Source organism: Sphingomonas sp. IW22, assembly GCF_041321155.1.
In the GTDB taxonomy this organism is placed as follows: domain Bacteria; phylum Pseudomonadota; class Alphaproteobacteria; order Sphingomonadales; family Sphingomonadaceae; genus Sphingomonas.
On sequence record NZ_JBGGWB010000001.1, the window covers coordinates 1,119,400 to 1,144,456 of the forward strand.

Genomic DNA, 25,057 nt, shown 5'->3' on the forward strand with positions numbered 1-25,057 from the left:
TCGAGCGATATACCTTCGGCATCTTACGGGAGATCATCACGCATCCCGATATGCCAGCAGCAGTACGAACAGCGCGCCAGCCACAGGCTGGATGCTTTCGCGGTCAATCGGCTCGATGCAGCTTACAGCACCGCCGTTTACCGCCGAACACCGCCGTTTCTACTACCCCTCACTCCCACTCAATTATTCGGAGTCATGCCAACCATCTGAAATCATTAAGGAAAATCTCTTTTCGTCCAAATACTACCGGCCGAGGACCCGTCAGAAAGCTACAATGCTGATATCGTTGATGAATTTCTGCCAACCTCCGCAAGCCATCTATCGGCTACAATCGACTCTTCCTGAACCTTTCCAGCTCTGACGCCCGAACCCCGATTGCGGAGAAAAGTACCGTCAGCGTGAGCAAGGCCCGACGTCTACGCGAACAGGCAAAGTCTGGCCTGCATCCGGCATCCTCCAGCCATAGGAGGATAAAGATGACCAATAGGCCAAGCCGCGTGCGTGTCCTGATGATGCCTTACCACAATGACGCCGATAGAGACCCGGTGGGGTACTCCGGCCCCGCCACCGTGCTGACCGAGCTACCACGAACCATCCGACGGCATGAACGGCGACAGCTTCCACCGGCTGCCTGGCGACCGCGATCGCCGCCTCGATCGGCGCGGGTGCCGGAGGCTTCGCGCGTGCATCGATCACGATGCGATTGCCCGCTCCCTTTGGTGCAACGCCCAGCGGTTTACGCTTGATCGGGCGTCCGGCATGCAATCGCCCCCAATAGGTGGCATCCGGCAAGGGGATGGCGTGTTTCACGCATTGCTTGCGCAGCGCCACGTCGGAGATGCCGGGCTCAGGCGCCACCTTGGATACGGCGCGCTCCCAGATCATGTCATAAATCTGCTGCCGGGTGAGAACATGCCGCATCGGCAAACCTCCTGCTGGGATTATTAGGCTAGACGCGCTATATGACTATCTACATGGTCAGGAGCGTGACATGGATGCGATCAATCTGGCGGACGCCAAAGCCCATCTGAGCGAACTGGTCGACCGAGTCGAAGCGGGCGATTCGATCGATATCACCCGTCGCGGCAAGCCGGTCGCGCGGCTTACCGCCGTGGCGAGGCCACGTAGGCCGATCAATGCCGCGCTGCTCCAGTCGCTGACGGCAGCGATGCCGCCGCAGTCCGAGAGTGCCGCCGATCTCGTGCGGTCGATGCGGGATGGCGACCGTTACTGATGCTCTATCTCGACACGTCGCTGATCGTTGCGGCGCTCTCCAATGAAGCGATGACGCCGCGTGTTCAGGCCTGGCTGGCAGAGCAGGACCCGGCGCAGCTTCTGATCAGCGACTGGACCGTCACTGAGATGTCATCGGCCATGGCGATCAAGCTTCGAACCGGCCAGATTAGCCTGGAACAACGAGCGGCGGCGCTCGCCATGTTCAACAAGCTGGTCGCCGAGAGCTTCACAGTGTTGCCCGTGACGGGTGGGCAGTTCCGCGCGGCGGCGCGGTTCGCCGATCTGCATACCTTGGGGCTTCGCGCCGGCGATGCGTTGCATCTTGCCGTCGCGTCGGAGCATGGCGCCACAGTGCATACGCTTGACCAACGGCTCGCCGACGCTGGACCGGCGCTCGGCGTGCCGGCACAATTGCTCGCATGATCCGGGCCTTCTCCAGCTTGGCCGACCCGCTCGGGAGCCGCCATGGCCGGTGACTGGTTCGACGAGCAGAATGACGCGATCGTGGCGGACTATTTCGCGATGCTTGGCGATGACATCGCCGGGCGGCCCTACAGCAAGGCCGAACATAACCGCGTGCTGCAGGCGGTGATCGATCGCTCCCGCGGCTCGATCGAGTACAAGCATCAGAACATCAGCGCCGTGCTCAAGGGGCTCGGTGAGGACTGGATCCCAGGCTACAAGCCGGCCTTCAATTTCCAGGCCTCGCTCGTCGATGCGGTGGTGCGCTGGCTCAACCGTCATCCGGATTGGCTCGCACCAGCCACGCGGATGGCAATGGGGCCCTCGCCGTCAGCGCTCCGCGAGGAAGCAATGCTGTGGATCGGCCCACCGCCGACGCACAGCAACGTGCCGCCGCCTGACGAGCTCGAGCAGATGATCGCCATCGCTCGGAAGTACGATGTGGCGGAGCGCGATGCCCGCAATCGCGCGCTGGGTCGTGCCGGCGAGGAGCGCGTGCTCGCGCATGAGCGTGCCAGCCTACTCGTCGCCGGCCGGACCGATCTTGCCGAGCGCATCCGCTGGGTGTCGCAGGTCGATGGTGACGGTGCCGGCTATGACATCCTGAGCTTCGACACCGACGGCCGCGATCGGCTGATCGAGGTGAAGACAACCAAGGGCTGGGAGCGCACGCCGTTTCACATCACGCGCAATGAGCTGGCCGTCGCCGAGGAGCGGCGCAGCGATTGGCGGCTGGTGCGGTTGTGGAATTTTGCGCGGGAGCCAAAGGCGTTCGAGCTGCGTCCGCCGCTGGAAGCGCATGTGTCGCTGATGGCGACCAGCTATCAGGCAAGCTTCCCGTAGCGGCTGCCACCTTGCGGGGGCGAAAATACCCGATAGACGACGTGCAGGGCCGAGCGCCTGCCTCCCGAAAGCAGACGTCCATTCAGATAACGCTGTGCGGCGGAAACTGGCGCGGTGTCGAAGTGGCAGCCAATGCGGTCGGAGGTGGCAACCCTGACCCTCCGCAGTCAACAACGTTGCGGATGTTGTCAGTTCCAACAATATCTTCGACGCCATGTCTTTAGGGAGATGCAATTGGCTAGCGAAACTCCACCGACATCTAGAATGAGCGCCGGTGGGCGGGCGACGGAAGCCGGGATGGCCTTCCAGGCCGAGGTCGGGACCTGGCTCGCCGCCCATCTGCTGGCGCGCATGCCGGTCGGCGGACACTTCGGTCTCGCCAATGTAGCGTTGCCGACGACGATCCAGCTCGAAACCGGCGACGGGCTCGACGACATCCGGCTGGACCAGGACGATGCCAGCCGCATCGACCTGCAGAGCAAGACTAGTGCTGGCCTCGCAAAGAGCGCCAAGAGCCCGCTTGGCAAAACCATCGGTCAACTTGCGCGGCTGATGGTCGATGCACGCAATGCCGGCGTCGAGATCGATTCAAAGAAGGCGCGCGCGGTACTGGCTGTCGCGGCGGACGCGCCGCGCACGCTCGATGCGCTCGAACGCGGCTGCCGTGCCTTCGACCTGGGTGGCCACTGGAACACCACTAAGGCGGGACGATCGAAGGAGGAGCGAGAGGCGCTCGATCTGTTTGAGGCACACGCCCGAACCGCATTGGCGTCGATGTCCGCGCCGCCACCGACCGACGATGATCTGGTGATGATGGCACGCGTGTTCCGCGTCTCGCGTTTCTCGATGAACGAGGGCGAGGACAATTGGCGTGAGGCGTCGCGGCTGCTCGGCGCGAGGCTCTACGGTTCAGAAACCGCCGGCGAGGCGCCGCTGCGCGACCTGAAGGGCATTATCCGCGGCATGATCGGCAGCGGCGCGCCCGCGGATCGCGCCGGATTGCTGCGCGAGCTTCGCCGGCTCGGCCATAATGACGTGGGCGCGGCTGACTATACCGCCGATCTCGGGCGATTGTCGGAGGCGACCGATGCCGAGCTAAACCGTCTCGCCGGTCATACGCGCCTGCCGATCGCCGGCGGCATACCAATCGCGCGAGTGAGCGATAGCCCCCTTAGCGCAGCGGTTGATTCCGGCTCGCTCATCGTCATCGGCGAACCTGGCGCGGGCAAGACCGGTGCCCTGGTCGCACTCGCCGAGGCGCGCCGCGCGGTCGGCGATACGGTTGTGTTCCTCTCGGTTGACCGCTTCCCCGGTGTTGCCATCGCTGCAAATCTCCAGTCCGAGCTGGGGCTGGAGCACCCGCTGGTCGAAGTGCTGGATGCTGCGCCGGGTTCAGGCGCCAAGCTGATCATCATCGATGCGCTCGATGCCGCGCGCGGTGGTCCGGCTGAAGGCGTGTTCGCGCAGCTGATCGAAACCCTTAGTGCGTCTGGCACGAACTGGACCGTCATTGCGTCAATCCGCACCTTCGATCTGCGCAATGGGCGACGGTTCCGCGACGCCATGCCGGGATCGCCGCCCGATCCGGCCTTCGCCGAGGCAGGTTTGGCGAATGTACGGCATTTTCAGGTGCCGCGGCTGGCAGACAAAGATCTCGACACTGCGGGTGCCGCTGCCGCAGATCTCGGCAGTTTGCTCGCCGCCGCGCCCGGCAAGTTGCGCGACCTGCTGCGTAACGTCTTTAACCTCTCACTCGCCGCGCAATTGCTCGCCGATGGCGCCAGCCCCGACAGCATCCGCACGGTTGCCACGCAGTCCGACCTCATCGATGCCTATGAGGATCGCCGGCTCACTGGCACTGCCCTGCATCAGGCGACGGCAATGACGGTCGGCGCGATGGTGACCCGGCGCAGGCTCGCGGTACGCAAGGTCGTGGTCGGACATAGTCAGCTTGACGCAGTGATTCAGACTGGCGTTCTGACGGAATCCGGCGATCTTGTCAGCTTTGCTCATCATGTTCTGTTCGACCATGTCGCCGGTCGTTTCTTCCTCGAATGGGATGACCCGGTCCGACTGATTGGCCAGCTCGGCGGCGACAGCTCGATTGCGCTGATGCTGGCGCCGGCGCTGCGCTTCGCGATCGAGCGGCTATGGCGCCAGGACACCGACGGCAAGGCGCAGGTCTGGCAGCTCGTCGCCGATATCTACGCTGACCCGGCGGTCGATCCAGTGCTTGCCAATGTCGCGCTGCGCACCGCGATCGAGCGCGTTGCAACGTCCGCCGACGTCGCGGGCTTGGTCGCATTGATTGCAGCCCGCCCGAATGAAGAAGCGCTGGCGACGATGCTTTCGCGACTGGCCCGCTTTGTCGGGCTTGCGGTCGACACAGCCGGCAGCGTTGTGGCGAGCGAGGCGGTCGCTTGGGCACGGGTCGCCGTTGCAGCGATCGCGACCGGTTCGCGCGACCTTTCAGACGCGACGCGGTTCCTGCTCCACACACTATTCGACAAGGGTAACCTTGCTGAGGCGGAGCTGCTCGATGTCTTCGGCCGCGCGGCACGGGCGCTGCTCGCCTTTGCCTGGGCCACCGAGCCGCCCATGCAGCAGACCGCGACCAATGCCATCCGCTTCGTCGGCAAGAGCTTCGCGTCCGATCCCGCGGCATCTCGCGCGCTGCTCGACCGCATGCTGCGCGATCCGCATTTCTCAGCCCATGCCGACAAGGAAGCGACCTGGCTTTCCGAGCAGATCATGCCGATCGCGCGGGCCGACGCCGATTTCGCGATCGAGATCTACAGCGTCCTTTACTCGCGCGACATCACCGATAACAGCACCTCGTTCATGGGCGGGCAGGCGAGCCGGATCATGCCACTCTCGTCCAACCGCAGCCAGGATTACCGTCACTGCCGCTACAATCTGGGCCGGCGGGTCACGCGCCTCCTTGAGTTGTCGGTGCCACTCGGCACGCGCGCGATCGTCGAGGCATCGCTCGGTGACACCAATCGCGCGATGCCCTTGGGCGACGATCGCGAACAAGTCGTCGTGCCGGGCCGCGCGCCGTTCGACCTGCTCGGCCACGATCATGAGTATAGAGCCTGGGACGACACCGAAGAACGTCACGGCACGCAGGACGACGATGTGCTCGCGCAGTTCGTCGCGCATCTGCGCGGCTGCTCGCCCGCCGCCTTTGCCGAGACGGTCGGTGCGGCGGCGACCGGCTATGCCGGGCCGGCAGTATGGACGCGAATCCTCGGCGTCGGCGCCGAGCGCGTCGGCGAGGTCGCCGACCTGCTGTGGCCGTTCGCATGCAACATCACGATCCTGGCCCATGGCGACATCGTCCGCGACGCGGTCCGCCTTCTGGCCGCGGTCTATCCGTCGCGTCCGCGTTCCGAGCGGGCGGCATTCGAGGCCGAAGCGCTGTGGCCCGATCTGTTTACCGACGAGGCCGAGCAGCGCTGGTGGCGCCGCACACTAAGCCGCTTCCTGTCGCTGATCGATGCCGACGCGATCGCGACCGATCCTATGCGTGCGCTGCGCGAGGAACTGGTCGCGGCGAACGAACTGGCCGGCAATCCGCCGACGCGCTCGGGGTCGATCCGCTGGGGATCGTCGCGCGGAGTCACGCGCCGCCTGCTCGCCGGCGAAGGCGTCGATACCGAGGAAGGCGTGGACGCGCAGATGCTGTCGCGGTCCGAGGCGCTCTACGACCTGGTGCAGACGACGCCCCCAGCCAGCAACGCGGCTGCGCTTGGCGCCTTGTGGACGGCAACGCTCGCGACGATCGGCATGTACGACGCCAATGCGGCCGCGCTTCACGAAAAGGTCGAGCAGCCCGTCTGGGGGCATATAAGCAATGCCGTCGAGCGCATCGTCGATGCCGACGCTTATGTGCCCGGCACCGAGGGCCTGCCGTCGCTCGATGAGTTGCTGGGCATTCTCGAGCGCTTGTGGGCCAGCCGCTTTCCCGAACCCAGGCAGAAGGACGAGGATTCAAGCCTGAGCTGGGGCAATTGGGAAGTCCGCGTCTATGCCGCCCAGGCCTATGTCGAACTCGCCCGGCACTTCGGCGAAACGCATGGCGAACTTGTCGGCAAGTTCGATGTGATGCTCGCCGATCCCGCGCCCCAGGTCCGCCTCCAAGCCGCGCAACGCTTGTTGGTGCTATGGCATGTCGCACGGGAAAAGATGTGGGACCTCGCCGAGCAGGTGGCGCGTGACGAGCCGCACACCGAAGTGCTGGCGTCTTTCCTCCACTATGTCGTGCCGCGCGTCACCTGGCAGGACGTCGAGAAATGCAAGGCGATCATCGAGATCGTCCGCGCCCGCTGCGAGGCGGTCGAGCGCGACGACAAGCCCGGCCGCGACAAGATCGCCGAACAGCTCGGCGGCCTGACCGCGCAGCTCTGGTGCTGGCAGGAAGAGGCCATCGCGCTCGAATGGCTCAAGGCCTGGGTCGGCGACCCCGCCGCGCACCGCGAGTTCTTCACCTCCTTCCTGTCGATGCTGCGCGGCGCCTTCTTCGCCCGCTATGCGAGCGGTGAGGAGCGCGATGCGGGGCTTGCTGATCGCTCACAGCAAGCGGCGATGGTCATTCTGGAGGCGTGCTCGGCAGCTGCGGACGCCAGCCATGCCGCGGTCATGGGCGAAACGGTTGAGGGCGCCGAACGCGAGGCCGCCATCGCCACCTACAAGGCGGCGGAATCGGTAATCGGCCACCTGATGAACCAGGTCTATTTCGGCTCGGGCGCGCATGCCGACAATCGCGAGGCGAAGGTCGGGCTCACGTCCCCCGACACCATACACCGGTTCCTTGTCGATTATCGCCCGATGCTCGCTCTGCTGGCGACCTCACACGAACCTTCGACACACCATCATCTCGTCGAACTCTACGAGTTTCTGATCCCCGGCGATCCGGCCGGCGTGTTCGACGCGCTCCATGCGCTGCTGACAGGCCCGGCCGCGCGCGAGGGCTATCATCACGAAGGCCTCGCCGCGCCGGTCATCGTACGGATGATCACCCGCTATATCGCCGACCACCGCTCGATCTTCGAGGATAACACACGCCGCGCCGCGCTCGTCGAGATCCTGCGCCTGTTTTCGGACGTTGGTTGGTCAGACGCGCTAAAGCTGCTCTACGAACTTCCCGACCTGCTTCGCTGACGATGACCCGACCTCCCAAATGCCGACGCGGGCGCTCGTAGCGCCGCGCGAGCGACTGATGCCAGGTCATCACACTGGACACGGACCGCCGACGAAGGGACGACGTATGCCGACAACGGCGGAAATGGAAAAGTTGCGCGAGCGTTCGATCGCCAAGCTCGATGCCGACGCCGCGCTCGACCATATCGCGACCTTAGTCGACACGTCACTCGACGCACAGTTCCAGCGCGGTGTCGAACGCGCGCTTTATCTGCTCGACGAGCTGGCGAAGCGCGAGCTGACGCCCAGGCAAGGTGCTCTCATTGAGTATTTTCGCGCGAATGCCTGGAGCGCCAAGGAAGAGTTGGCGGGTGAGCGCGGTTCTTGGGACTGGGAGCATGCCGAGCGGGAACAGCAGATCTTGGCGCTGTCCCGCGCCGCCGCACACCCCGGCTTCGCCGAGCTCGACATCGTCCGCTGCTGCCAGATCCTGACCAATCGCGCGAATCAACTCGACACCATGGGGCGCTTCGTCGACGCGATCGAGGGCTGGGACAAGGCGCTGCAGATCGTCCCCAATTTTGCGATGGCGCTGGCGAACCGCGGCTTCGGCCTCAAACATTATGCCGGGCTGCTGGAGGATGATCGTGAACGAGCGATCCTCCTGCTACACGCACATGATGGTTTCGCGGCCGCGCTCGCGCCCGATGCGATTTATGAAGGCGAGGATCAGACCGGCCTGCGGCGGCAGTTCGCCGCGACCGCCGCCGAATATGCCGCGGCGGCCGATCTGGATGGCATACGCGCCTTGCAGGATCTCGACGGCACCGGTCTCGGGCGCAGCAAGGCCGAGCGAGCCTATCGGCGCTGGTGCCTAGACCGTAGGCTCTTCCTCAACCCGCTGAATGATCTCGGCGCTTTCACGGTGGCGGCGTTCGACGATCTCGTGTTGCCGACGATCATGGAGTCGTTTGCTGACCGGCCCGGCGCCTTCACTCCGCCGCCGGTGTTCGGCTTCTTCAACCAGATGAAGCAGGAATATGCCTCAGCACGCTTTATGCTGTACGAGGGCCTGAATAGCACCAAGCCCCATTTCTCCGACCGCGGCGTACGGCTGTTCGATACGCTCGACTATCCGGCGCATTCGTTAGCGACCGAGCGCGTCCGCACCGCCTACCGCATCGCTTACTCGTTGCTCGACAAGGTGGCGTTCCTCGTCGATCATGTCTGGAAGCTCGGCAAGATCGCCGACCGAATCAATTTCAAGAATGTCTGGATGGTTGAGGGCAAGCCGCGCCTGCTAGACCGCTTCAAAGCTTATCCAAACTGGCCGCTGCGTGGCCTTTACTGGTTGTCGAAGGAGCTGTTCGATGACGAGATCAAGCGTACGACCGCGGCGGATGCCCGCGAGCTGCACGACATCCGCAACGCGCTCGAGCATAAATACCTGCAGGTCCATGAGGGATGGGCATGGGATCTGATGCTCACCTTGCCCGCGTCCAACGGCTTAGGCCTGTCAATCAACAGCGATCTGCTCGAAGCCAAAACGCTCCGGATGATGAAGATCGCGAGGGCAGCATTGATCCAACTGGCGCTCGCTATCGGCGTCGAGGAGCGCAACAAAGCCGCAGCGGCGCCGGACCGGCTGATCGGGTCGATGCCTCTATACGCGCTTGAGGAAAGGCGAAAGCGGCGCGACCCTAGCTGGTAGTCGTGGCCCCTGCCCACCGCCTTCTCAGCGGTCGCTTAGCTAACCTTTACAACCCACAAGCTACGCTAATTTTGCTTGTTCGAGACGTTTGGCGCGAGGCGCTATCGCAGGATCGAGATGAGCAGATCCCGAATCTTCGCAGAGAAGATCTGGTCATCCACCCCGCGGCCCATGGTCACGAAGATCACCTCGTCGAGGAAGCGTGCGAGCATGATCTCGAGTTCCCCTCCTCGCTCCGCACTTGCCGTCAAGGCCTCGATCGCATCCGATCGCGCGATCACTATGACGGGCGGCTGCTCGCCGTCCTTGGCGATGATCCGGGCAGTCGCGACCGGCCTGTCCTTCAGACCTTCGCGGAAGAACTCTGCAACCGACTTGCTCTCGACCGCCTCGTCGAAGACCTGGGCGTCGATTGCGGCACCCTCCTCCAGGAGGTCCGGCGAGAGGATCTCCGCAAGCTCATCCGCAAAGGCGTCGAGGAACGAACCGATCACCAGGGCCACGAACATGGCCTCTGGCCTCCTGGCATCGGCCCGCACGGTGAAAAGCAGGCGCTGCCCGCCGCCCAAATATATGACGAGGTTCAGATCGTCCTCGGGCCGGTGGCGCACGACCATTCTGTCCGACTCGCTCACACATAGCCCCGCGAGCGTGAGCAGTTCCGCCGCGGAGAATGCACGGTGCCGCGCGAAGCCGAGGATCGACAACAGCAGCATGGAGCCCAGCGCGCCCTGCCTTCTGGCCTTCTGGTTGTTCTCTATTGCGAGTAGGCACCTGACTAGGCAGTCGAACCAGAATGGTCCGTTTTGGGTGGGGAGGAAGGCGCGAACCAGGGAGCCCAGTACGCTTGGAGCGGCCGCCTTGGGACAGCGCACCAGGGCCACCGTCATGGCTTCTACCCACGCGCTCGACGCTTTGAGATCACTCCGTCCGTCGAAGGCAAGCGCGATCAGCGTCTCCGGGTCCTTCTCCTCCGCGATGAATGGCACGAAGTAGCGCAGCAGGCGCTCCGCTTCGGCCACGTCATCCCCGCGCAGATATCCACGAATGGCCGAAGCGTAGTCAGACATCGCGTCCCGACGGTGCCCTTGAAACCGATGAGCATCGCCACGCTCCTCAAGTGCGAAGGCCTGCTCAACCCAGGCAAAGCTCTCCGCCAAGAGACCGACCGCATGCGTTGCATACTGCTGAGCCCGCGCCGCGAGCGTGCGCCTCTCGTCGCCCTCGGCCGCCTCCGCGGCTTGGTTGTCCACCGCTGCAAGCAGACGCGAGCTGCGACCCTCAATGTCGGGCCTGCTGACCGACTGCCCGAGTTTACCGCCCTCGGCATATGCCGTCCTGGCACCGTCGAGATCGCCTGCGTCACGAAGCACATTGCCGAGCGAGATCTGGTTGATCGCCACCAGATATCTGTCGGCCAGCTCCTCGCCGATGCTGATCGCCTCGCGCGCCAGCGCCTCAGCCTCCTCGAACCTCTTCTCGATCCGAAGGCGCGGAGCTTCCAGGTTGCACAACCATGCGCGATGGCGAGGGGCGTCTGGCTCGTCGACATGGAGTGCGGCGCGCAGCGCCTCTGCTTCGCTTCGGCCTTCTTTTGAGAGCGTGAGCGACGCGATCAGATTGCGCGTCGCGATCTCGAGACCATACCCGTCCTCAAGCTCCGCGAAGATCTCCCGGGCACGGCGAAAGACCGGCGCGGCTGCGTCGGTGTCGTTCACGCTGAGGTAGGCAACACCCTCGTCGAGCAGCAGCCGCCCTTCGCGGTCTTTCCGACCTTGCTCCCGGGCCCTGTCCCGAAGCGAACGGACGTGCTCGAGTGCGGCTGCCGACGCCGAATGCCTGAGGTCGATCGATGCCTGGAGCAGATCGATCATCTCCTCGGCTTCGTGATCGCCAACCTGGGCTGCGGTGTCGCGCGCCTCGCCCAACAGTAGCTCGGCCGCGCTGCCTCGTCCCTGGTTCGCACGCGCCTCGCCAAGCGCGATGAGAACCGAGACCAGGCGCCCCTTCTCCGAACGCGACCGATAGTAATCGACGAGGTAGTCGAGCGCATCCGTCAGGCGCCGCGTCGATCCGCTGAACACGGCCTCCGAAACGGCCCTGTTCGCGAGCCGCGCGACCCGCTCGGACATCTCGCTACGACGCAATTTGAATGCCGCCCAGGACCTTCCCGTGCGGGCGAGGCGGTTCGACAACCGATCGACAATCAGCCCGTGCAGCTGGGGCCGCTCGAGAACAAGCTGCCCGACTTCCTCCCGCAGGCTCTCGTGGACGAAGTCGTAACCGGCAGTGGTTTCGATCAGGAGATCGTCCATCGCGGCGACATGCTCGGCAATCTCCGTCGCCGTCCTCGCCGCGCCGCCGAGCAAGACCCTCAAGTCGGAGAGAGTGAGCATTGCCGGTGCGATCGACAGGTAGCCGAGGATCTCGCGCGCGGCGGCTGAAAGGGCCTCATACCGCTGGCGGGCCGTTGAGGTTGCAACGTTCTGTCGGAGAGTCAGCGGGAGATCGCCGGGGTCGGCGGGCACCGAGGCACCGGCGAGAGCGCGCAGCGCTGCCAAATCCTCGTGGCTGAAGCCCGGGACCTTCAGCTCCTCTCCAACCGCGTTTTGCGGTCGCTCGCGCGTGACAATCAGCACTGAGCCGGTGCCGCTCTGCGCGAGGCAGGTGCCGAGCACTGACCAGACCGCGTCGGGGTCCTCCGGATCGTCAAGCACCAAGGGCCAGCCATTGCCGTTCCGCCATCGGGCGACCAGCATCGCTCGAACGTCTTCGAACAAGGGTGTCGCAAGCTCCGGTCCGCTTGCGAGCCCGAGTCGCTCGGCGGCGGCGAGCAGCGCCGTTCGGGCGTCCATTCCCCGCGCGTTGACGTAGGCTGCGTCGCGGTCGTTTGACCATTCGGCGACTAGCGCCGTCTTGCCCGCACCGGCTGCGCCCGTTACCCAGACGATCCTAGCCAGCGCCGCGGCCCGCGACACTCGATCGAGCAGACCGTTGCGCCTGACGCGCAGCGCACCGTCACGGAAGATCGCGGTGAGTGTCGCGCTCGCCGAGCCAATGCTCGGCGACGACGTCTGCGCCCCCGTCACGCGATCGGTGATCAAAGCGGTCAAGTCATCGCGGAATCGCGCCTCGAGGTCCTCGCCATCATCGAAGAAATAAAGGACGTGCGGGCCGCCCATCATCTCGCCGACCATCGCCTCGAGCCGGGTATCGCGGTCAGGTGCGGCTTTCAGCACATATGCCAAGAAGTCCTTGCCGAGCCGCTGCGCCTCCCGGAATTCGTCTTCCAGTCCAGAAACGCTCATCCCCTTAGCCTCGTCGATCCACCCATATGACTTGCGGTAGATGCCGATGACGACGTGGGAGTCCTGGAGTTTGCGCAGGTAGAATTCGCGAGGGGCTTCAGCCCGCGCGCCTTCGCGCTCGAACTGGACGGGCTCGAAATTGAGGCCTCGAATTGCAGCACGCGCGGCCTCCCGCTCCGTCGCGCACTCCCCGATAGCCGAGCTGATGAAGACTCGCAGGCGGTCTGCCGTTGCCCGCTGCGGGAGCGGGTCAGCCATACCCAAGCTCCTGGACGCGCCGAATCCGTCCGACGGCGGTGTCCTCGATCTGGCGGTCCGGTTCGAGACGCCGCAACAGGAAGGCGGCGTCCAGACCGATTTGGAACTCGAGCTCAGCGGCCGAGATGACGGTCAGGTCCACCTCCACCGAGGCAGCCTCCAGAAAACGACGCCGAACCGCATCCAGCATGGTCAACCGCTTGCCTGTGCTGCTTGGCTTGTAAGCAAGGAAACCGGCCGATCGTAGGTTGCAGATCGCTTGTTCTACCTGCCACCGGGCACACCCAAGGGTCAGTCCGTGTGCCAACAATGCGGCTCCTCGGCCGGTGTTGCGCAGGACATGTAGGGTCTTCGGCATCGACGCCGCGAGTCGCCGTTCGCGCGTCCGCATGACGCTCGCGGCATCCTCGTCGCCGGCCGGGGGCCAGTCGCGATCTTGACCCTCCTTCTTCCTCGCCTCAAACTCGGCCTCGGTTCTCGCCATCGTGTGCGGTGGCCGATCCTCGAGGCGTCGGTAGACATCAATGCCGGGCAGGAGGACCGCGTTGTCCCAACTGGGCGTGAAGCCGTAGTCGCGGCTACCTCCGCCCCGGGCCATCTCTTCCGGCAACTCTGCGACGATCAGCCACAATGGCGCGACGGGCTGCTCAGCATATTCCGCGAGCTGATGGAGAACCGGATGGCGCGTGTCCATGCGCTTGATGTGACTCGTGACCATCATCAGTGGCTGACAGACGGTGTCGATGCCGGAAACGCGCCAGCGCAGGAGGTCGGCCTGCTGAGATATCGCGAGCACATAGCCCGGTCCGTCAAAAGCGATCTCGATGCGGATGGCGTTGGGTCCGGAAAGCGTCGTCCATTCCTTCAGCAGCGACAGCGCGGACTTCATTCCGCGGATGTTCGTGCCGAGAAGCGTCATGAAAGGAGGACCGTCCGGAACAACCCCAAAGCCGCAGCCCGAGAAGCCGCCGCCGGCCAAGCGCTTAGACAGCTCCATATTGGCCATGACCATCTCGATGGCGGGCCAGCCCCAGTCGTAGCCGCCCGCATCTCTTATGAGATCGTCCCGCTCCGCCGACTGCTGATCAGTTACCTTCGATTTCTTCGCGCCCCTACCCTTTTTCCCGCCCATTTTTGCACTTTGAAACAGCTCGGCTAAATTGCCAAGGCCTGCTTGGAAACAGCGTCAGTCGCTTTCTGCTCCAAAGCCGCCGGTCCCTTTTCCATCACGCTTCCTATCTGCCGCATAACGGGGCAGCAGCTTCTAAGACCGGGCTTCCACGGCTAAGGTGGGACAACATAGAAGCAAAGCAGCCCCGCCTTTGTGCACGCTATCCTACGCCAGGGCACTCTCACTTATCGAAGCGACTTTACATCATCTTGAGAGTGATCGCAGATCAGTTGTGAAAGACACAAATGGTGTGCGTCAGCACAAAGGTAGTGAGAAATGGAGGAGAACAGCAATCAAGCGAAGGCGAAAACCACCGCCGAAACTACGCTATTGCCGCCGTTTGTATCCGTCACTCCCATTCGATCGTGCCCGGCGGCTTGCTTGTATAGTCGTAGGTGACACGGTTGATGCCACGCACTTCGTTGATGATGCGGGTGGCGACGCGGGGGAGAAAGTCGCCGGGGAAGCTGAACGCCTCCGCGGTCATGCCGTCGGTGCTGGTGACCGCGCGCAGTGCCAGCACGTTGTCGTAAGTCCGACCGTCGCCCATGACCCCCACCGAGCGCACGGGCAGCAGCACGGCGAATGCCTGCCAGATCGCGTCGTACAGCCCGGCGTTGCGAATTTCCTCAAGATAGATGGCATCGGCCTTGCGCAGGATGTCGCAGCGTTCCTTGGTCACTTCGCCAGGAATACGGATAGCGAGGCCGGGTCCTGGGAACGGGTGCCGGCCGACAAAAATGTCGGGCAGGCCCAGTTCGCGGCCAAGGGCGCGCACTTCGTCCTTGAACAGCTCGCGCAGCGGCTCGACCAGTTTCATGTTCATGCGTTCGGGCAGGCCACCGACATTATGGTGACTCTTGATCGTCACCGACGGACCGCCGGTGAAGCTGACGCTTTCGATCACATCTGGGTACAGCGTGCCCTGCGCCAGGAACTCGGCGCCGCCGATCTTGCGCGCTTCGTCCTCGAACACGTCGATGAAGGTCTTGCCGATGAACTTGCGCTTCGCCTCAGGATCGGTGACGCCTGCCAGACCCGACAGGAACAGCGTCTCGGCATTCACATGGACGAGCGGGATGTTGTAGGCCCCGCGGAACAGGCTGACGACCTGATCGGCTTCACCCGCGCGCATCAGGCCGTGGTCGACGAAAACGCAGGTCAGCTGGTCGCCGATCGCTTCGTGGATCAGCACTGCCGCGACGGCCGAATCGACGCCGCCCGACAGGCCGCAGATGACGCGACCGCTGCCAACCTGTGCACGGATCTCTTCGATCTTGGCGGCGCGAAACTCGGCCATCGACCAGTCGCCGGGGCAGCCGCAGACATGTCGCACGAAATTGGCGAGCAGCCGGCCGCCATCGGGCGTGTGCACGACCTCCGGATGGAACTGCATCGCATAATAGCGACGCGTATCGTCGGCGATCACGGCAAAGGGCGCGCCGGGGCTGGCGGCAACGGGGCGGAAGCCTGGCGCCAGCGCCGTCACCTTGTCGCCGTGGCTCATCCAGACCTGATGGCTTTCGCGCTCGGCCCACAACCCGTCGAACAGCGCGCAGGCATCACCGATCTCGATAAATGCGCGCCCGAATTCGCCCGAATCACCCGCCTGCACCGCGCCGCCCAGCTGATGCATCATCACCTGCTGCCCATAGCAGATGCCAAGGATCGGCAGGCCCGAATCGAAAATCGCCTGCGGCACGCGCGGGCTGCCATCATCCAGCACCGAAGCGGGGCTGCCCGACAGGATGATGCCGGCGGGCTTCATGCGTTCGAACGCCGCCTCTGCCGTGGTGAAGGGAGCGATTTCGGAATATACCCCCGCTTCCCGCACACGGCGCGCGATGAGCTGGGTGACCTGACTGCCGAAGTCGACGATGAGAATGGATTGCGACGGGGTCTGCATTGCCGGGCTGTAGCCGCAGCGGGCGGCGGGGAAAAGAGCCTGAAGCCCCTTCCCCGCACGATCGTTATGGTGCCTTCACCTCAAGACCCGTCCACCTGGCCGCAAAGGCGTAAAGGTCGGCGGTTTCTTCGATGATCTTGTCGGTCGGCTTGCCGGAACCATGTCCCGCGCGCGTTTCGATGCGGACCAGATGCGGCTTGGGCCCGATGTCCGACGCCTGAAGCATCGCGGTATATTTGAACGTGTGCCCCGGCACCACGCGGTCGTCGGTATCCGCCGTCGTCGCCAGGATCGCCGGATAGGTCTTGCCCGACTGGACATTGTGATATGGCGAATAGGTGCGCAGGATTTTGAAATCCTCCGCCTTGGACGGATAGCCGTAATCGTCCACCCAGTAGCGCCCGGCAGTGAACCGGTCGAAACGCAGCATGTCCATGACGCCCACGGCAGGCAGCGCCGCAGCGAACAGGTCAGGACGCTGGTTGACGACAGCGCCCACCAAGAGGCCGCCGTTCGAGCCGCCCTGAACGGCCAGACCGTCCTTCTTCGTCACGCCCTGCGCGATCAGATATTCGCCCGCCGCGATGAAGTCGTCGAACACATTCTGCTTGTTGGCAAGCCGTCCGCCATCGTGCCACGCCTTGCCATATTCGCCACCGCCGCGAATGTTGGCGAGCGCGAAGACACCGCCCTGCTCCAGCCAGGCGATCCGGGCCGATGAGAAAGCGGGAGTGTAGCTGATGTTGAACCCGCCATAGCCCCACAGCACCGTCGGCGCCGGCCCGGTCACGTCCTTGCGCCGCACCACAAACATCGGCACCCGCGTGCCGTCCTTCGAATTGTAGAAACGCTGTTCGACGGCATAGCGCGAAGGATCGAACGCGACCTTGGGCGTTGCCCACGCATCGGCGCGGTCAGCCTTTGCATCATAACGATAGATGGTTGTCGGCACGTTGAAGCTGGTGAAGGCGTAAAATGCCTCCGCATCGTCGGCATCGCCCGAGATGCCGGCGACCGTGCCGATGCCGGGCAGCGCGACCTTGCCGAGCATCTGGCCGTCAGGGGAATAGCGGCGCACCTCGCTTTTGGCGTCGACCAGATAGGACAGCACCAGTTCGCCTGCGATCGTCCGTGCGCTTTCCAGCACAGCCTGGTCCTGCGGCACCACGTCGCGAATGGCGGACGGGTTGGCGATGTCCATCGCCACGACGCGCGAACGCGGCGCATCCTTGTTGGTCAGCCAATAGAATGTCGTGCCGCGATTGCCGGCATAGCTCCATTCATTCTCAAGCCCCGGAACCAGCTTGATCGGCTTTGCCCCCGGCGTCGTCAGGTCGATCAACGTGATCTCGTAACGATTGTCGGTGCCCTCGGTCGTCGTCACGACCAGATAGCGGCCATCGTCGCTGACTTCTGCAAAATGGCCGCGCCGTGGGGTTTCAGGCGTCGAATAAATTAGCTGATCGGCGTCCTGCGCCGTGCCCAGCTTGTGGAAATAGACCGCCTGGTTTTCATTCAGCGCCTGAAACTGCTGTTCTGCCGCCGGTGCGGGGAAGCGCGAATAATAGAAACCCGACCCGTCCTTGGCCCAAGCGAGGTTCGAGAACTTCACCCACTTGACCTCGTCGGGCAGCACCTTGCCGCTGTCGACGTCCAGCACGCGTACCGTACGCCAGTCAGATCCGCCGTCCTGAATGCCGTAAGCAAGCCGCTTGCCATCCTGCGAAGGGGAATATTCGCTCAGCGCCGTCGCACCATCCTTCGACCAGCCATTGGGGTCGATCAGCACGCGCCCCTCGCCGTTCAGGCTGTCGCGCACATACAGCACTGCCTGATTCTGAAGCCCCGAATTGCGACTGTAGAAATAGCGGCCGCCCTTCTTCTCCGGCACCCCGAACCGCTCATAATCGAACAGTTCGGTCAGACGTGCCTTGAACGCCGCGCGCCCCGGCAACGTGGCCAGATAGGCGTCGGTCACTTCATTCTGGGCGGTAACCCAAGCAGCGACCTTGGGATCGTTGCGAACGTCGTTTTCAAGCCAGCGATAGGGATCAGCGATCTTCTGGCCGAACAGTTCGTCGGTCACGCGGACCTTTTCGGTTTCGGGATATGCAATGGGGGCGGCCACGGTGTTGCGCGTCTCCGTCTTGGGATCGTCCATGGCATGGATGGGGGCCGCAAACAGCAGCGGCAAGAGGGCAAGCGCGCGACGCATCGAAACTGGTCTCCGATGAAACGAGAAAGGCCGCACCCTGACGGGATGCGGCCTTCCTTGCAAGCATCGGTGTCGAACGAGCGATCAGGCCGCTTCGTCGAAATCCTCTTCGGTCATCACCGGGCCCGAATCCTGACCCTTGGCCGACACGTCGCGATCAACAAATTCGATGATCGCCATTGGCGCCGCGTCCGAAGCGCGAGGACCGGCCTTGATGATGCGGGTGTAACCGCCGTTACGATCGGCATAGCGCGCGGCCAGAACGTCGAACAACTTCACCAGCTGCGCATCGTCCAGCAGACGAGCATGGGCCAGACGACGGTTCGACAACCCACCCTTCTTGGCCAGCGTCACCAGCTTTTCGACATAGGGACGAAGTTCCTTCGCCTTGGCAACGGTCGTGGTGATCTGCTCGTGCTTGATGAGTGCCGCCGACATGTTGCGGAACAGCGCGGTCCGATGGGCCGAGGTACGCTGCAGCTTACGGCCACCATATTTATGACGCATGTGATCTTCCTTCTTCGTTCGTCAGGGGGCCGTCTTACGGAACCCCGAGCCAGGTGGCCGTCTCAGGCCGCCACCCTTCGCCTTCTTCAACCGCGCTCCAGCCCGCTGAGGCTACGGAGTGTCACGGCCCGGCAAAGCCGCATCGTCGAACGGGTCGCCACGCCGACCCGCCGGCCGGGCTGCCACCGTCTCGCGGGAAGCAACGCTACCCGCGTACGGCTCAGCCCATGATTTCCTGTTCGAGCTTCTTGGCCATTTCCTCGATATTCTCGGGCGGCCAGCCCGGTATTTCCATACCAAGGCGCAGACCCATGCCCGACAGCACTTCCTTGATCTCGTTGAGCGACTTGCGGCCGAAATTCGGCGTGCGCAGCATCTCCGCCTCGGTCTTCTGAACCAAATCGCCGATATAGATGATGTTGTCGTTCTTGAGGCAGTTGGCCGAACGGACCGAAAGCTCCAGCTCGTCCACCTTCTTGAGGAGGTTGCGGTTGATCGCGGCGGTATCGCCCGGCGCTTCGGCTGCGGGTGCCGCGATGCCGCCCGTGGCAACCGGGGCGGCGCGGGTCATCGCCGAATCGTCGAAGTGGACGAACAGCGACAGCTGGTCCTGAAGGATCCGCGCCGCATAAGCGAGCGCGTCGTCCGGGCTGACGGTGCCATCGGTTTCAACCGTGAGCGTCAGCTTGTCGTAATCCAGCTCCTGCCCGACGCGGGTGTTCTCGACCTTGTAGCTGACCTGACGGACCGGCGAATACAGCGCGTCGACCGGGATAAGACCGATCGGCGCATCAGCCGGACGGTTGGCCGTGGCAGGGACATAGCCCTTGCCCGTGTCGGCGGTCAGTTCCATGTTCAGCGTCGCGCCGTCATCCAGATGGCACAGCACGAGTTCGGGGTTCATCACCTCGATATCGCCCGACACAGCGATGTCGCCAGCCTTGACCTCTGCCGGACCGGTGGCCGACAGCTGAAGCCGCTTCGGACCTTCGCCCTGCATGCGGATGGCGATCTGTTTGACGTTGAGCACGATGTCGGTGACGTCTTCGCGAACACCCGTCAGCGAGCTGAACTCGTGCAGGACGTTCTCGATCTTGATCGACGTGACGGCGGCACCCTGAAGCGACGACAGCAGCACGCGGCGCAGCGCGTTCCCGAGCGTCAGGCCGAAGCCACGCTCCAGCGGCTCGGCAACGAACGTCGCCTTCCGCTTAGAATCGCCGCCCGACTTCTTTTCGAGGCCATTGGGCTTCTTGAGTTCCTGCCAGTTCTTTGCGTTGACAGACACGGGCTTCCCCTGAGTTGGGCGGGAACGGGGCGCTTCCCGCCGAAACGCGGCGTCGCGCGACGGCACGGGCACGAAGCCACGGGCCGCCGCGCGACACGATAATCAAATCAGACGCGACGACGCTTCGACGGACGGACGCCGTTGTGCGGGATCGAAGTCACGTCGCGGATCGACGTGATCTGGAACCCGACCGCCTGCAGCGCGCGAAGCGCCGACTCGCGACCCGAACCCGGACCCTTTACCTCGACTTCCAGTGTGCGAACGCCGTGCTCGGCAGCCTTGCGGCCCGCATCCTCTGCTGCGACCTGCGCTGCATAGGGGGTCGACTTGCGGCTGCCCTTGAAGCCCATCATGCCTGCCGAGGACCACGAAATCGCATTGCCCTGGGCGTCGGTGATGGTGATCATGGTGTTGTTGAAGCTGGCGTTCACATGCGCGACGCCGGCGGTGATGTTCTTGCGCTCGCGACGGCGAAGGCGCTGCGGTGCTTGTGCCATTGGATTGCTATCCTGACCTTAGTATCGTGATGCAGGGGCCGGCGGGCTGTCCGCCACACGCCCGCCCCGGCGGATAAGAAGCATGATCGGCCCCGAAGGACCGAAATTACTTCTTCTTACCCGCGATCGGCTTCGCCTTGCCCTTCCGGGTGCGCGCGTTGGTGTGCGTGCGCTGACCGCGGACCGGGAGGCCCTTGCGGTGACGCAAGCCGCGATAGCAAGCCAGGTCCATCAGGCGCTTGATGTTCATCGCGGTCTCGCGACGAAGATCACCCTCGACGGTGTAACCAGCGTCAATCGCCTCGCGAATCTGAAGCACTTCCTGGTCGGACAGGTCCTGCACGCGACGTTCCGCCGCGATCGCCAGCTTCTCGGTGATTTCCTTGGCCTTGGCCGGACCGATGCCGTGGATATACTGAAGCGCGATAACGACGCGCTTGTTGGTCGGGATGTTGACACCCGCAATACGAGCCATGAACTTTTTTCTCCCAGCTCCACAACGAACGGCATGGCAGCACGCCCGTCATCTCTTCGCGTTGGCCCGAAACGCACGACAGCGGCAGTCGCGATTCGCGCCGCCGGTCCACCGCAGTTTCGGAAGTCGCGTCAGTTAGGGCGAGCCGCGGCGCCTGTCAAGCGAGTCGCGCGCTGTCAAGCGCAAAGGCGTGGAACAAAGTGCAGGATGGCGCGTGCTTCGCGCGCATCCCGCCGCCCGTCAGCCGCGACCGTCAAGGATTGTCTCAATCGCCGCCGTCACATGTGCGATGTCCGCCATGCCGTCGATCCGCTTCACCAAGCCTTTGGCCTCATAATGGGGCAGGATAGGCGCGGTCTTGGCGCGATATTCGGCCATGCGGGTGCGAACCGTCTCCGCATTGTCGTCGGGACGACGCTTGAACTCAGTCGATCCGCACACGTCGCAGACCCCGGCAACCGCTGGCTGCTTGAACTGATCGTGATATCCCTCGCCGCACTGGGCGCAGGTGAAGCGGCCGGTGATCCGCTCGACCAGCGCATCTTCGTCGACGACCAGCTCGATCACATAGTCGAGCTTCCGCCCGCGCGCCTCGAGCAGTTCGTCCAGCGACGCCGCCTGCGCCGCCGTGCGCGGGTATCCGTCGAAGATCAGCCCTGGCCCAGCGCCCAGTTCATCGAGCCGTTCGCCGATGATGCCCGACACGATCTCATCCGATACCAGCTGGCCCGCTTCCATAACGGCCTTGGCCTGCAAGCCTGTTGGCGTACCCGCCTTGACCGCGGCGCGCAGCATGTCACCCGTCGACAGTTGCACCATGCCGCGCTCCGCAACCAGGCGGCTCGCCTGGGTGCCCTTGCCCGCGCCGGGCGGGCCTAGAAGGATGATGTCCATCGTTACCCCCTCCAATACACGCACGCCTTAGTGGCGCGCGCGGCCGCCCTTCAGCTTGGCCTTTTTGATCAGGTCGCCATATTGATGCGCCAGCAGGTGCGACTGAATCTGCGTCACCGTGTCCATGGTTACGTTGACGACGATCAGCAGGCTAGTCCCACCAAGGTAGAAGGGAATGCTGAGCGCCGACACCAGATATTCCGGCAGCAGGCAGATGATCGTCAAATAGGCCGCGCCGATCACCGTGATACGGGTCAGCACATAATCGAAATACGCCTCGGTATTCTTGCCGGGACGGATGCCGGGAATGAAGCCGCCATAGCGCTTCAGGTTCTCGGCGGTCTCTTCCGGATTGAAGACGACGGCGGTGTAGAAGAACGAGAAGAAGATGATGCCCGCGGCATAGAGCGCCATGTAAACCGGGCTGCCATGCGTCAGATACTGGTTCAGCCCGATCATCGCATCGTTCCACCAGCCACCATTGGCCGCTGAAACGCTCTGGCCAGCGAACTGGCTGATCGTCAGCGGCATCAGCAGCAGCGACGAGGCAAAGATCGGGGGAATCACGCCCGCGGTGTTGATCTTGAGCGGCAGGTGGCTGCGCTCGGCCTGGACGCCGCGCGCGGTCTGACGCTTGGGATACTGGATCAGGATGCGGCGCTGGGCGCGCTCCATGAAACAGATGAACAGGACAAGGGCCGCCACCGCGACAATAATGCCAACCAGACGAACGGGATCGACCGTCCCGGTGCGGCTGCCCTCGAACAACTGGACCAGCGTTGTCGGCAGATGCGCGACGATGCCGGCCATGATGATCAGCGAAATGCCGTTGCCGATGCCCCGGCTGGTGATCTGCTCACCCAGCCACATCAGGAACATGGTGCCGCCGATCAGCGAGATAACCGCACCAACCCGGAACAGCATGCCCGGCTCGACCACAGCCTGCGCACCGGCCGAAGCGCCGAACGCTTCAAGGCCGACGGCGATAAACCAACCCTGGATCGCGGTCAGCGCGACGGTGCCGTAGCGGGTATACTGGTTCAGCCGCTTGCGACCGCTCTCCCCTTCCTTCTTGATCGCCGCGAGCTGCGGCGACAGGGATGTCGCGAGCTGAACGACGATCGACGCGGTGATATAGGGCATGACGCCCAGCGCGATGATCGACATCCGCTCAAGCGCACCGCCCGAGAAGGTGTTGAAGAAATCCATGACGCCGCCCTGCGTCTGCTGCGCCAGCAGGTTGAGCTGAGTCGGGTCGACACCCGGCAGCGGTACATAGCTCAGCATGCGGAAGATGATGAGCGCGCCCAGCGTGAACCAGAGCCGCTTCTTCAACTCGGTCGCCTTGCCGAATTTCGACAGGCTGATGCTGGTAGCAAGATTGTCGGCTGCGGATGCCATGTCGTCGTCTGTCCCGGAAATCAGTGCGGGCGGAACTATCGCCCACGTCGGACGTGCATATAAGCGGTAGGGCGGCGATGTCTAATGCGCGGATGGGCAATCGACCCGCGAACGCGCGCCCGGCCAACCGCCATCGAACCGGCGGAATGGCAAAAGGGGGAAGGCACCGTCCCGGCACCCTCCCCGCTTGCGTCAGGCCTTGGCCTTCTGCTTGGCGTCCTTGTCGGCCAGGCGCTCGGCGCGGGCCTTGCCCTTCTTCGCCGCCGCCTTTTCGGCTGCCGGAACAACCTCGATCACTTCGACCGAACCGCCGGCCTTTTCAATAGCCTCACGCGCGCCCTTCGACACGCCGGCAACCTTCAGGTTCAGCTTGGCGGTCAGTTCGCCCTTGCCCAGCACGCGCACGCCGTCGGTACCGCCGCGCGTCAGACCGGCTGCGTTCAGCGCCGCCTGGTCCAGCGTCGCGCCGGTGTCCAGCTTGCCCGCATCGACCGCCTTCTGCAGCGCGCCGAGATTGATCTCGGCATAGTCCTTGGCGAACGGGTTGTTGAAGCCGCGCTTCGGCAGACGCATGTGGAGCGGCATCTGACCGCCCTCAAAGCCGTTGATTGCGACGCCCGAGCGCGCCTTCGCACCCTTCTGACCGCGACCGGCAGTCTTGCCCAGGCCCGAGCCGATGCCACGGCCGACGCGCACGCGCTCCTTGCGGGCGCCCTTGTTGTCGCGGATGTCGTTCAGTTTCATGTCTTGCACTCGCTTTCGCTATGTTCGCGCCAAAAAAGACGGATGGTTCAAATCAGGAAGGGGGCCGTTAGCCCCCTTCCCTCATTCTGTCATGTCAAATCGAGGATCAGTCCTCGACCGACACCATGTGATGCACCTTCTGGATCATGCCGCGCACCGCAGGGGTGTCTTCCAGCTCGACCGTCTTGTGCATCTTGTTGAGGCCCAGGCCGACCAGCGTCGCGCGCTGGTCCTTGGTCCGGCGGATGGGCGAACCCGTCTGCGTCACCTTGATCGTCGCCATGGGATTTACTCCACGATCGCCGCGGCGTCGGCCTCGGCGGTCTGCGAACCGCCACGGCCGAGCAGGTCGGCAATCTTCTTGCCGCGACGCTGTGCGACGGCCTTGGGCGAGGTCTGCTCGCCAAGGGCCTCGAACGTGGCGCGGATCATGTTGTAGGGGTTCGACGTGCCGGTCGACTTGGTCACCACGTCGGCGACGCCAAGGCTCTCGAACACGGCGCGCATCGGACCGCCGGCGATGATGCCCGTACCCGACGGCGCCGAACGGACATAGACGTTGCCGGCACCGAAGTGACCGCGACCGTCATGGTGAAGGGTCCGACCCTCGCGCAGCGGCACGCGGATCATCTTCTTCTTGGCCGAAGCCGTCGCCTTGCTGATGGCTTCCGGCACTTCGCGCGCCTTGCCATGACCAAAGCCGACACGGCCCTTGCCGTCGCCCACGACGACCAGCGCCGCAAAGCCGAAGCGCTTGCCGCCCTTGACCGTCTTGGACACGCGGTTGATGTGCACGAGCTTTTCGATCAGCTCTTCACCACCGTCGTCGCGGTTGCGGTCGTCGCGACGACCACGGTTGCCGTCACGACCGCCACGGCCGCGATTGTCGCCGCCGGGGCCACGGCCCCGACCGCCACGACCGCCGCGCGGCGCACCGGTGTTCGCTTCCGGCGCGGTCGCCTCGACCGGGGTCTCGGTCTGGTTGTTCTCGTCCGCCAT

General features: G+C 64.0%; 19 protein-coding genes. 5 read left to right on the forward strand and 14 right to left on the reverse strand.

Going from position 1 to position 25,057, the window contains the following annotated elements; all coding sequences use genetic code 11:
* Positions 1-393 precede the first annotated feature (393 nt).
* Complete coding sequence (locus tag ACAX61_RS05650) at positions 394-921, reverse strand: hypothetical protein (RefSeq protein ID WP_370713813.1); 528 nt, start codon at positions 919-921, stop codon at positions 394-396.
* A 70-nt stretch (positions 922-991) separates the two neighbouring features.
* On the opposite strand from ACAX61_RS05650, the gene ACAX61_RS05655 reads away from it, so the two are divergent.
* The 5 genes from ACAX61_RS05655 to ACAX61_RS05675 all read left to right on the forward strand — a co-directional run bounded on the left by ACAX61_RS05655 (position 992) and on the right by ACAX61_RS05675 (position 9,394).
* Positions 992-1,234: a type II toxin-antitoxin system Phd/YefM family antitoxin gene (locus ACAX61_RS05655; RefSeq protein ID WP_370713814.1), complete on the forward strand. Its 243-nt coding sequence runs from the start codon at positions 992-994 to the stop codon at positions 1,232-1,234.
* The gene (locus ACAX61_RS05660) at positions 1,234-1,659 is read left to right on the forward strand and encodes a type II toxin-antitoxin system VapC family toxin (protein ID WP_370713815.1); all 426 of its coding nucleotides are present in this window, start codon (positions 1,234-1,236) and stop codon (positions 1,657-1,659) included. The genes ACAX61_RS05655 and ACAX61_RS05660 overlap by 1 nt, the downstream gene beginning before the upstream one ends.
* 42 nt (positions 1,660-1,701) lie before the next feature.
* Positions 1,702-2,541 carry a protein NO VEIN domain-containing protein gene (locus ACAX61_RS05665; protein ID WP_370713816.1) on the forward strand — a complete coding sequence of 280 codons (840 nt, stop codon included), beginning with the start codon at positions 1,702-1,704 and terminating at the stop codon, positions 2,539-2,541.
* Positions 2,542-2,838: 297 nt separating this feature from the next.
* A complete protein-coding gene (locus ACAX61_RS05670; protein WP_370713817.1) occupies positions 2,839-7,704 on the forward strand; it encodes a hypothetical protein in 4,866 nt (1,621 codons plus the stop codon).
* Positions 7,705-7,810: 106 nt separating this feature from the next.
* Positions 7,811-9,394, forward strand: coding sequence for an LA2681 family HEPN domain-containing protein (locus ACAX61_RS05675; protein ID WP_370713818.1), 1,584 nt, complete (start codon positions 7,811-7,813; stop codon positions 9,392-9,394).
* A gap of 101 nt (positions 9,395-9,495) precedes the next feature.
* On the opposite strand, the gene ACAX61_RS05680 is transcribed toward ACAX61_RS05675, so the two are convergent.
* The 13 genes from ACAX61_RS05680 to rpsE all read right to left on the reverse strand — a co-directional run bounded on the left by ACAX61_RS05680 (position 9,496) and on the right by rpsE (position 25,057).
* The gene (locus ACAX61_RS05680; RefSeq protein WP_370713819.1) at positions 9,496-12,960 is read right to left on the reverse strand and encodes a DUF4062 domain-containing protein; all 3,465 of its coding nucleotides are present in this window, start codon (positions 12,958-12,960) and stop codon (positions 9,496-9,498) included.
* On the reverse strand, positions 12,953-14,092 hold the full coding sequence (locus ACAX61_RS05685) for a hypothetical protein (protein ID WP_370713820.1): 1,140 nt from the start codon (positions 14,090-14,092) through the stop codon (positions 12,953-12,955). The genes ACAX61_RS05680 and ACAX61_RS05685 overlap by 8 nt, the downstream gene beginning before the upstream one ends.
* A 388-nt stretch (positions 14,093-14,480) precedes the next feature.
* Positions 14,481-16,037 (reverse strand): glutamine-hydrolyzing GMP synthase, encoded by a 1,557-nt coding sequence (gene guaA, locus ACAX61_RS05690; RefSeq protein WP_370713821.1) that lies wholly within the window; start codon positions 16,035-16,037, stop codon positions 14,481-14,483.
* A gap of 64 nt (positions 16,038-16,101) precedes the next feature.
* On the reverse strand, positions 16,102-18,252 hold the full coding sequence (locus ACAX61_RS05695) for a prolyl oligopeptidase family serine peptidase (RefSeq protein ID WP_370713822.1): 2,151 nt from the start codon (positions 18,250-18,252) through the stop codon (positions 16,102-16,104).
* Positions 18,253-18,336: 84 nt separating this feature from the next.
* Complete coding sequence (gene rplQ, locus ACAX61_RS05700) at positions 18,337-18,759, reverse strand: 50S ribosomal protein L17 (protein WP_370713823.1); 423 nt, start codon at positions 18,757-18,759, stop codon at positions 18,337-18,339.
* A 220-nt stretch (positions 18,760-18,979) separates the two neighbouring features.
* Complete coding sequence (locus ACAX61_RS05705; RefSeq protein ID WP_370713824.1) at positions 18,980-20,047, reverse strand: DNA-directed RNA polymerase subunit alpha; 1,068 nt, start codon at positions 20,045-20,047, stop codon at positions 18,980-18,982.
* 107 nt (positions 20,048-20,154) lie between these two features.
* On the reverse strand, positions 20,155-20,544 hold the full coding sequence (gene rpsK / locus ACAX61_RS05710; RefSeq protein ID WP_066579261.1) for a 30S ribosomal protein S11: 390 nt from the start codon (positions 20,542-20,544) through the stop codon (positions 20,155-20,157).
* Between the two features lie 106 nt (positions 20,545-20,650).
* Positions 20,651-21,019: a 30S ribosomal protein S13 gene (gene rpsM / locus ACAX61_RS05715; protein WP_370713825.1), complete on the reverse strand. Its 369-nt coding sequence runs from the start codon at positions 21,017-21,019 to the stop codon at positions 20,651-20,653.
* Positions 21,020-21,259: 240 nt separating this feature from the next.
* Positions 21,260-21,913: an adenylate kinase gene (locus ACAX61_RS05720; RefSeq protein WP_370713826.1), complete on the reverse strand. Its 654-nt coding sequence runs from the start codon at positions 21,911-21,913 to the stop codon at positions 21,260-21,262.
* Between the two features lie 27 nt (positions 21,914-21,940).
* Positions 21,941-23,314 (reverse strand): preprotein translocase subunit SecY, encoded by a 1,374-nt coding sequence (secY, locus tag ACAX61_RS05725; protein ID WP_370713827.1) that lies wholly within the window; start codon positions 23,312-23,314, stop codon positions 21,941-21,943.
* A gap of 192 nt (positions 23,315-23,506) precedes the next feature.
* Positions 23,507-24,058 (reverse strand): 50S ribosomal protein L15, encoded by a 552-nt coding sequence (gene rplO, locus ACAX61_RS05730; RefSeq protein ID WP_370713828.1) that lies wholly within the window; start codon positions 24,056-24,058, stop codon positions 23,507-23,509.
* A 106-nt stretch (positions 24,059-24,164) separates the two neighbouring features.
* Entirely contained in the window at positions 24,165-24,341 is a 177-nt protein-coding gene (gene rpmD / locus ACAX61_RS05735) for a 50S ribosomal protein L30 (RefSeq protein ID WP_370713829.1), read from the reverse strand.
* Positions 24,342-24,346: 5 nt separating this feature from the next.
* Positions 24,347-25,057, reverse strand: coding sequence for a 30S ribosomal protein S5 (gene rpsE / locus ACAX61_RS05740; RefSeq protein WP_370713830.1), 711 nt, complete (start codon positions 25,055-25,057; stop codon positions 24,347-24,349).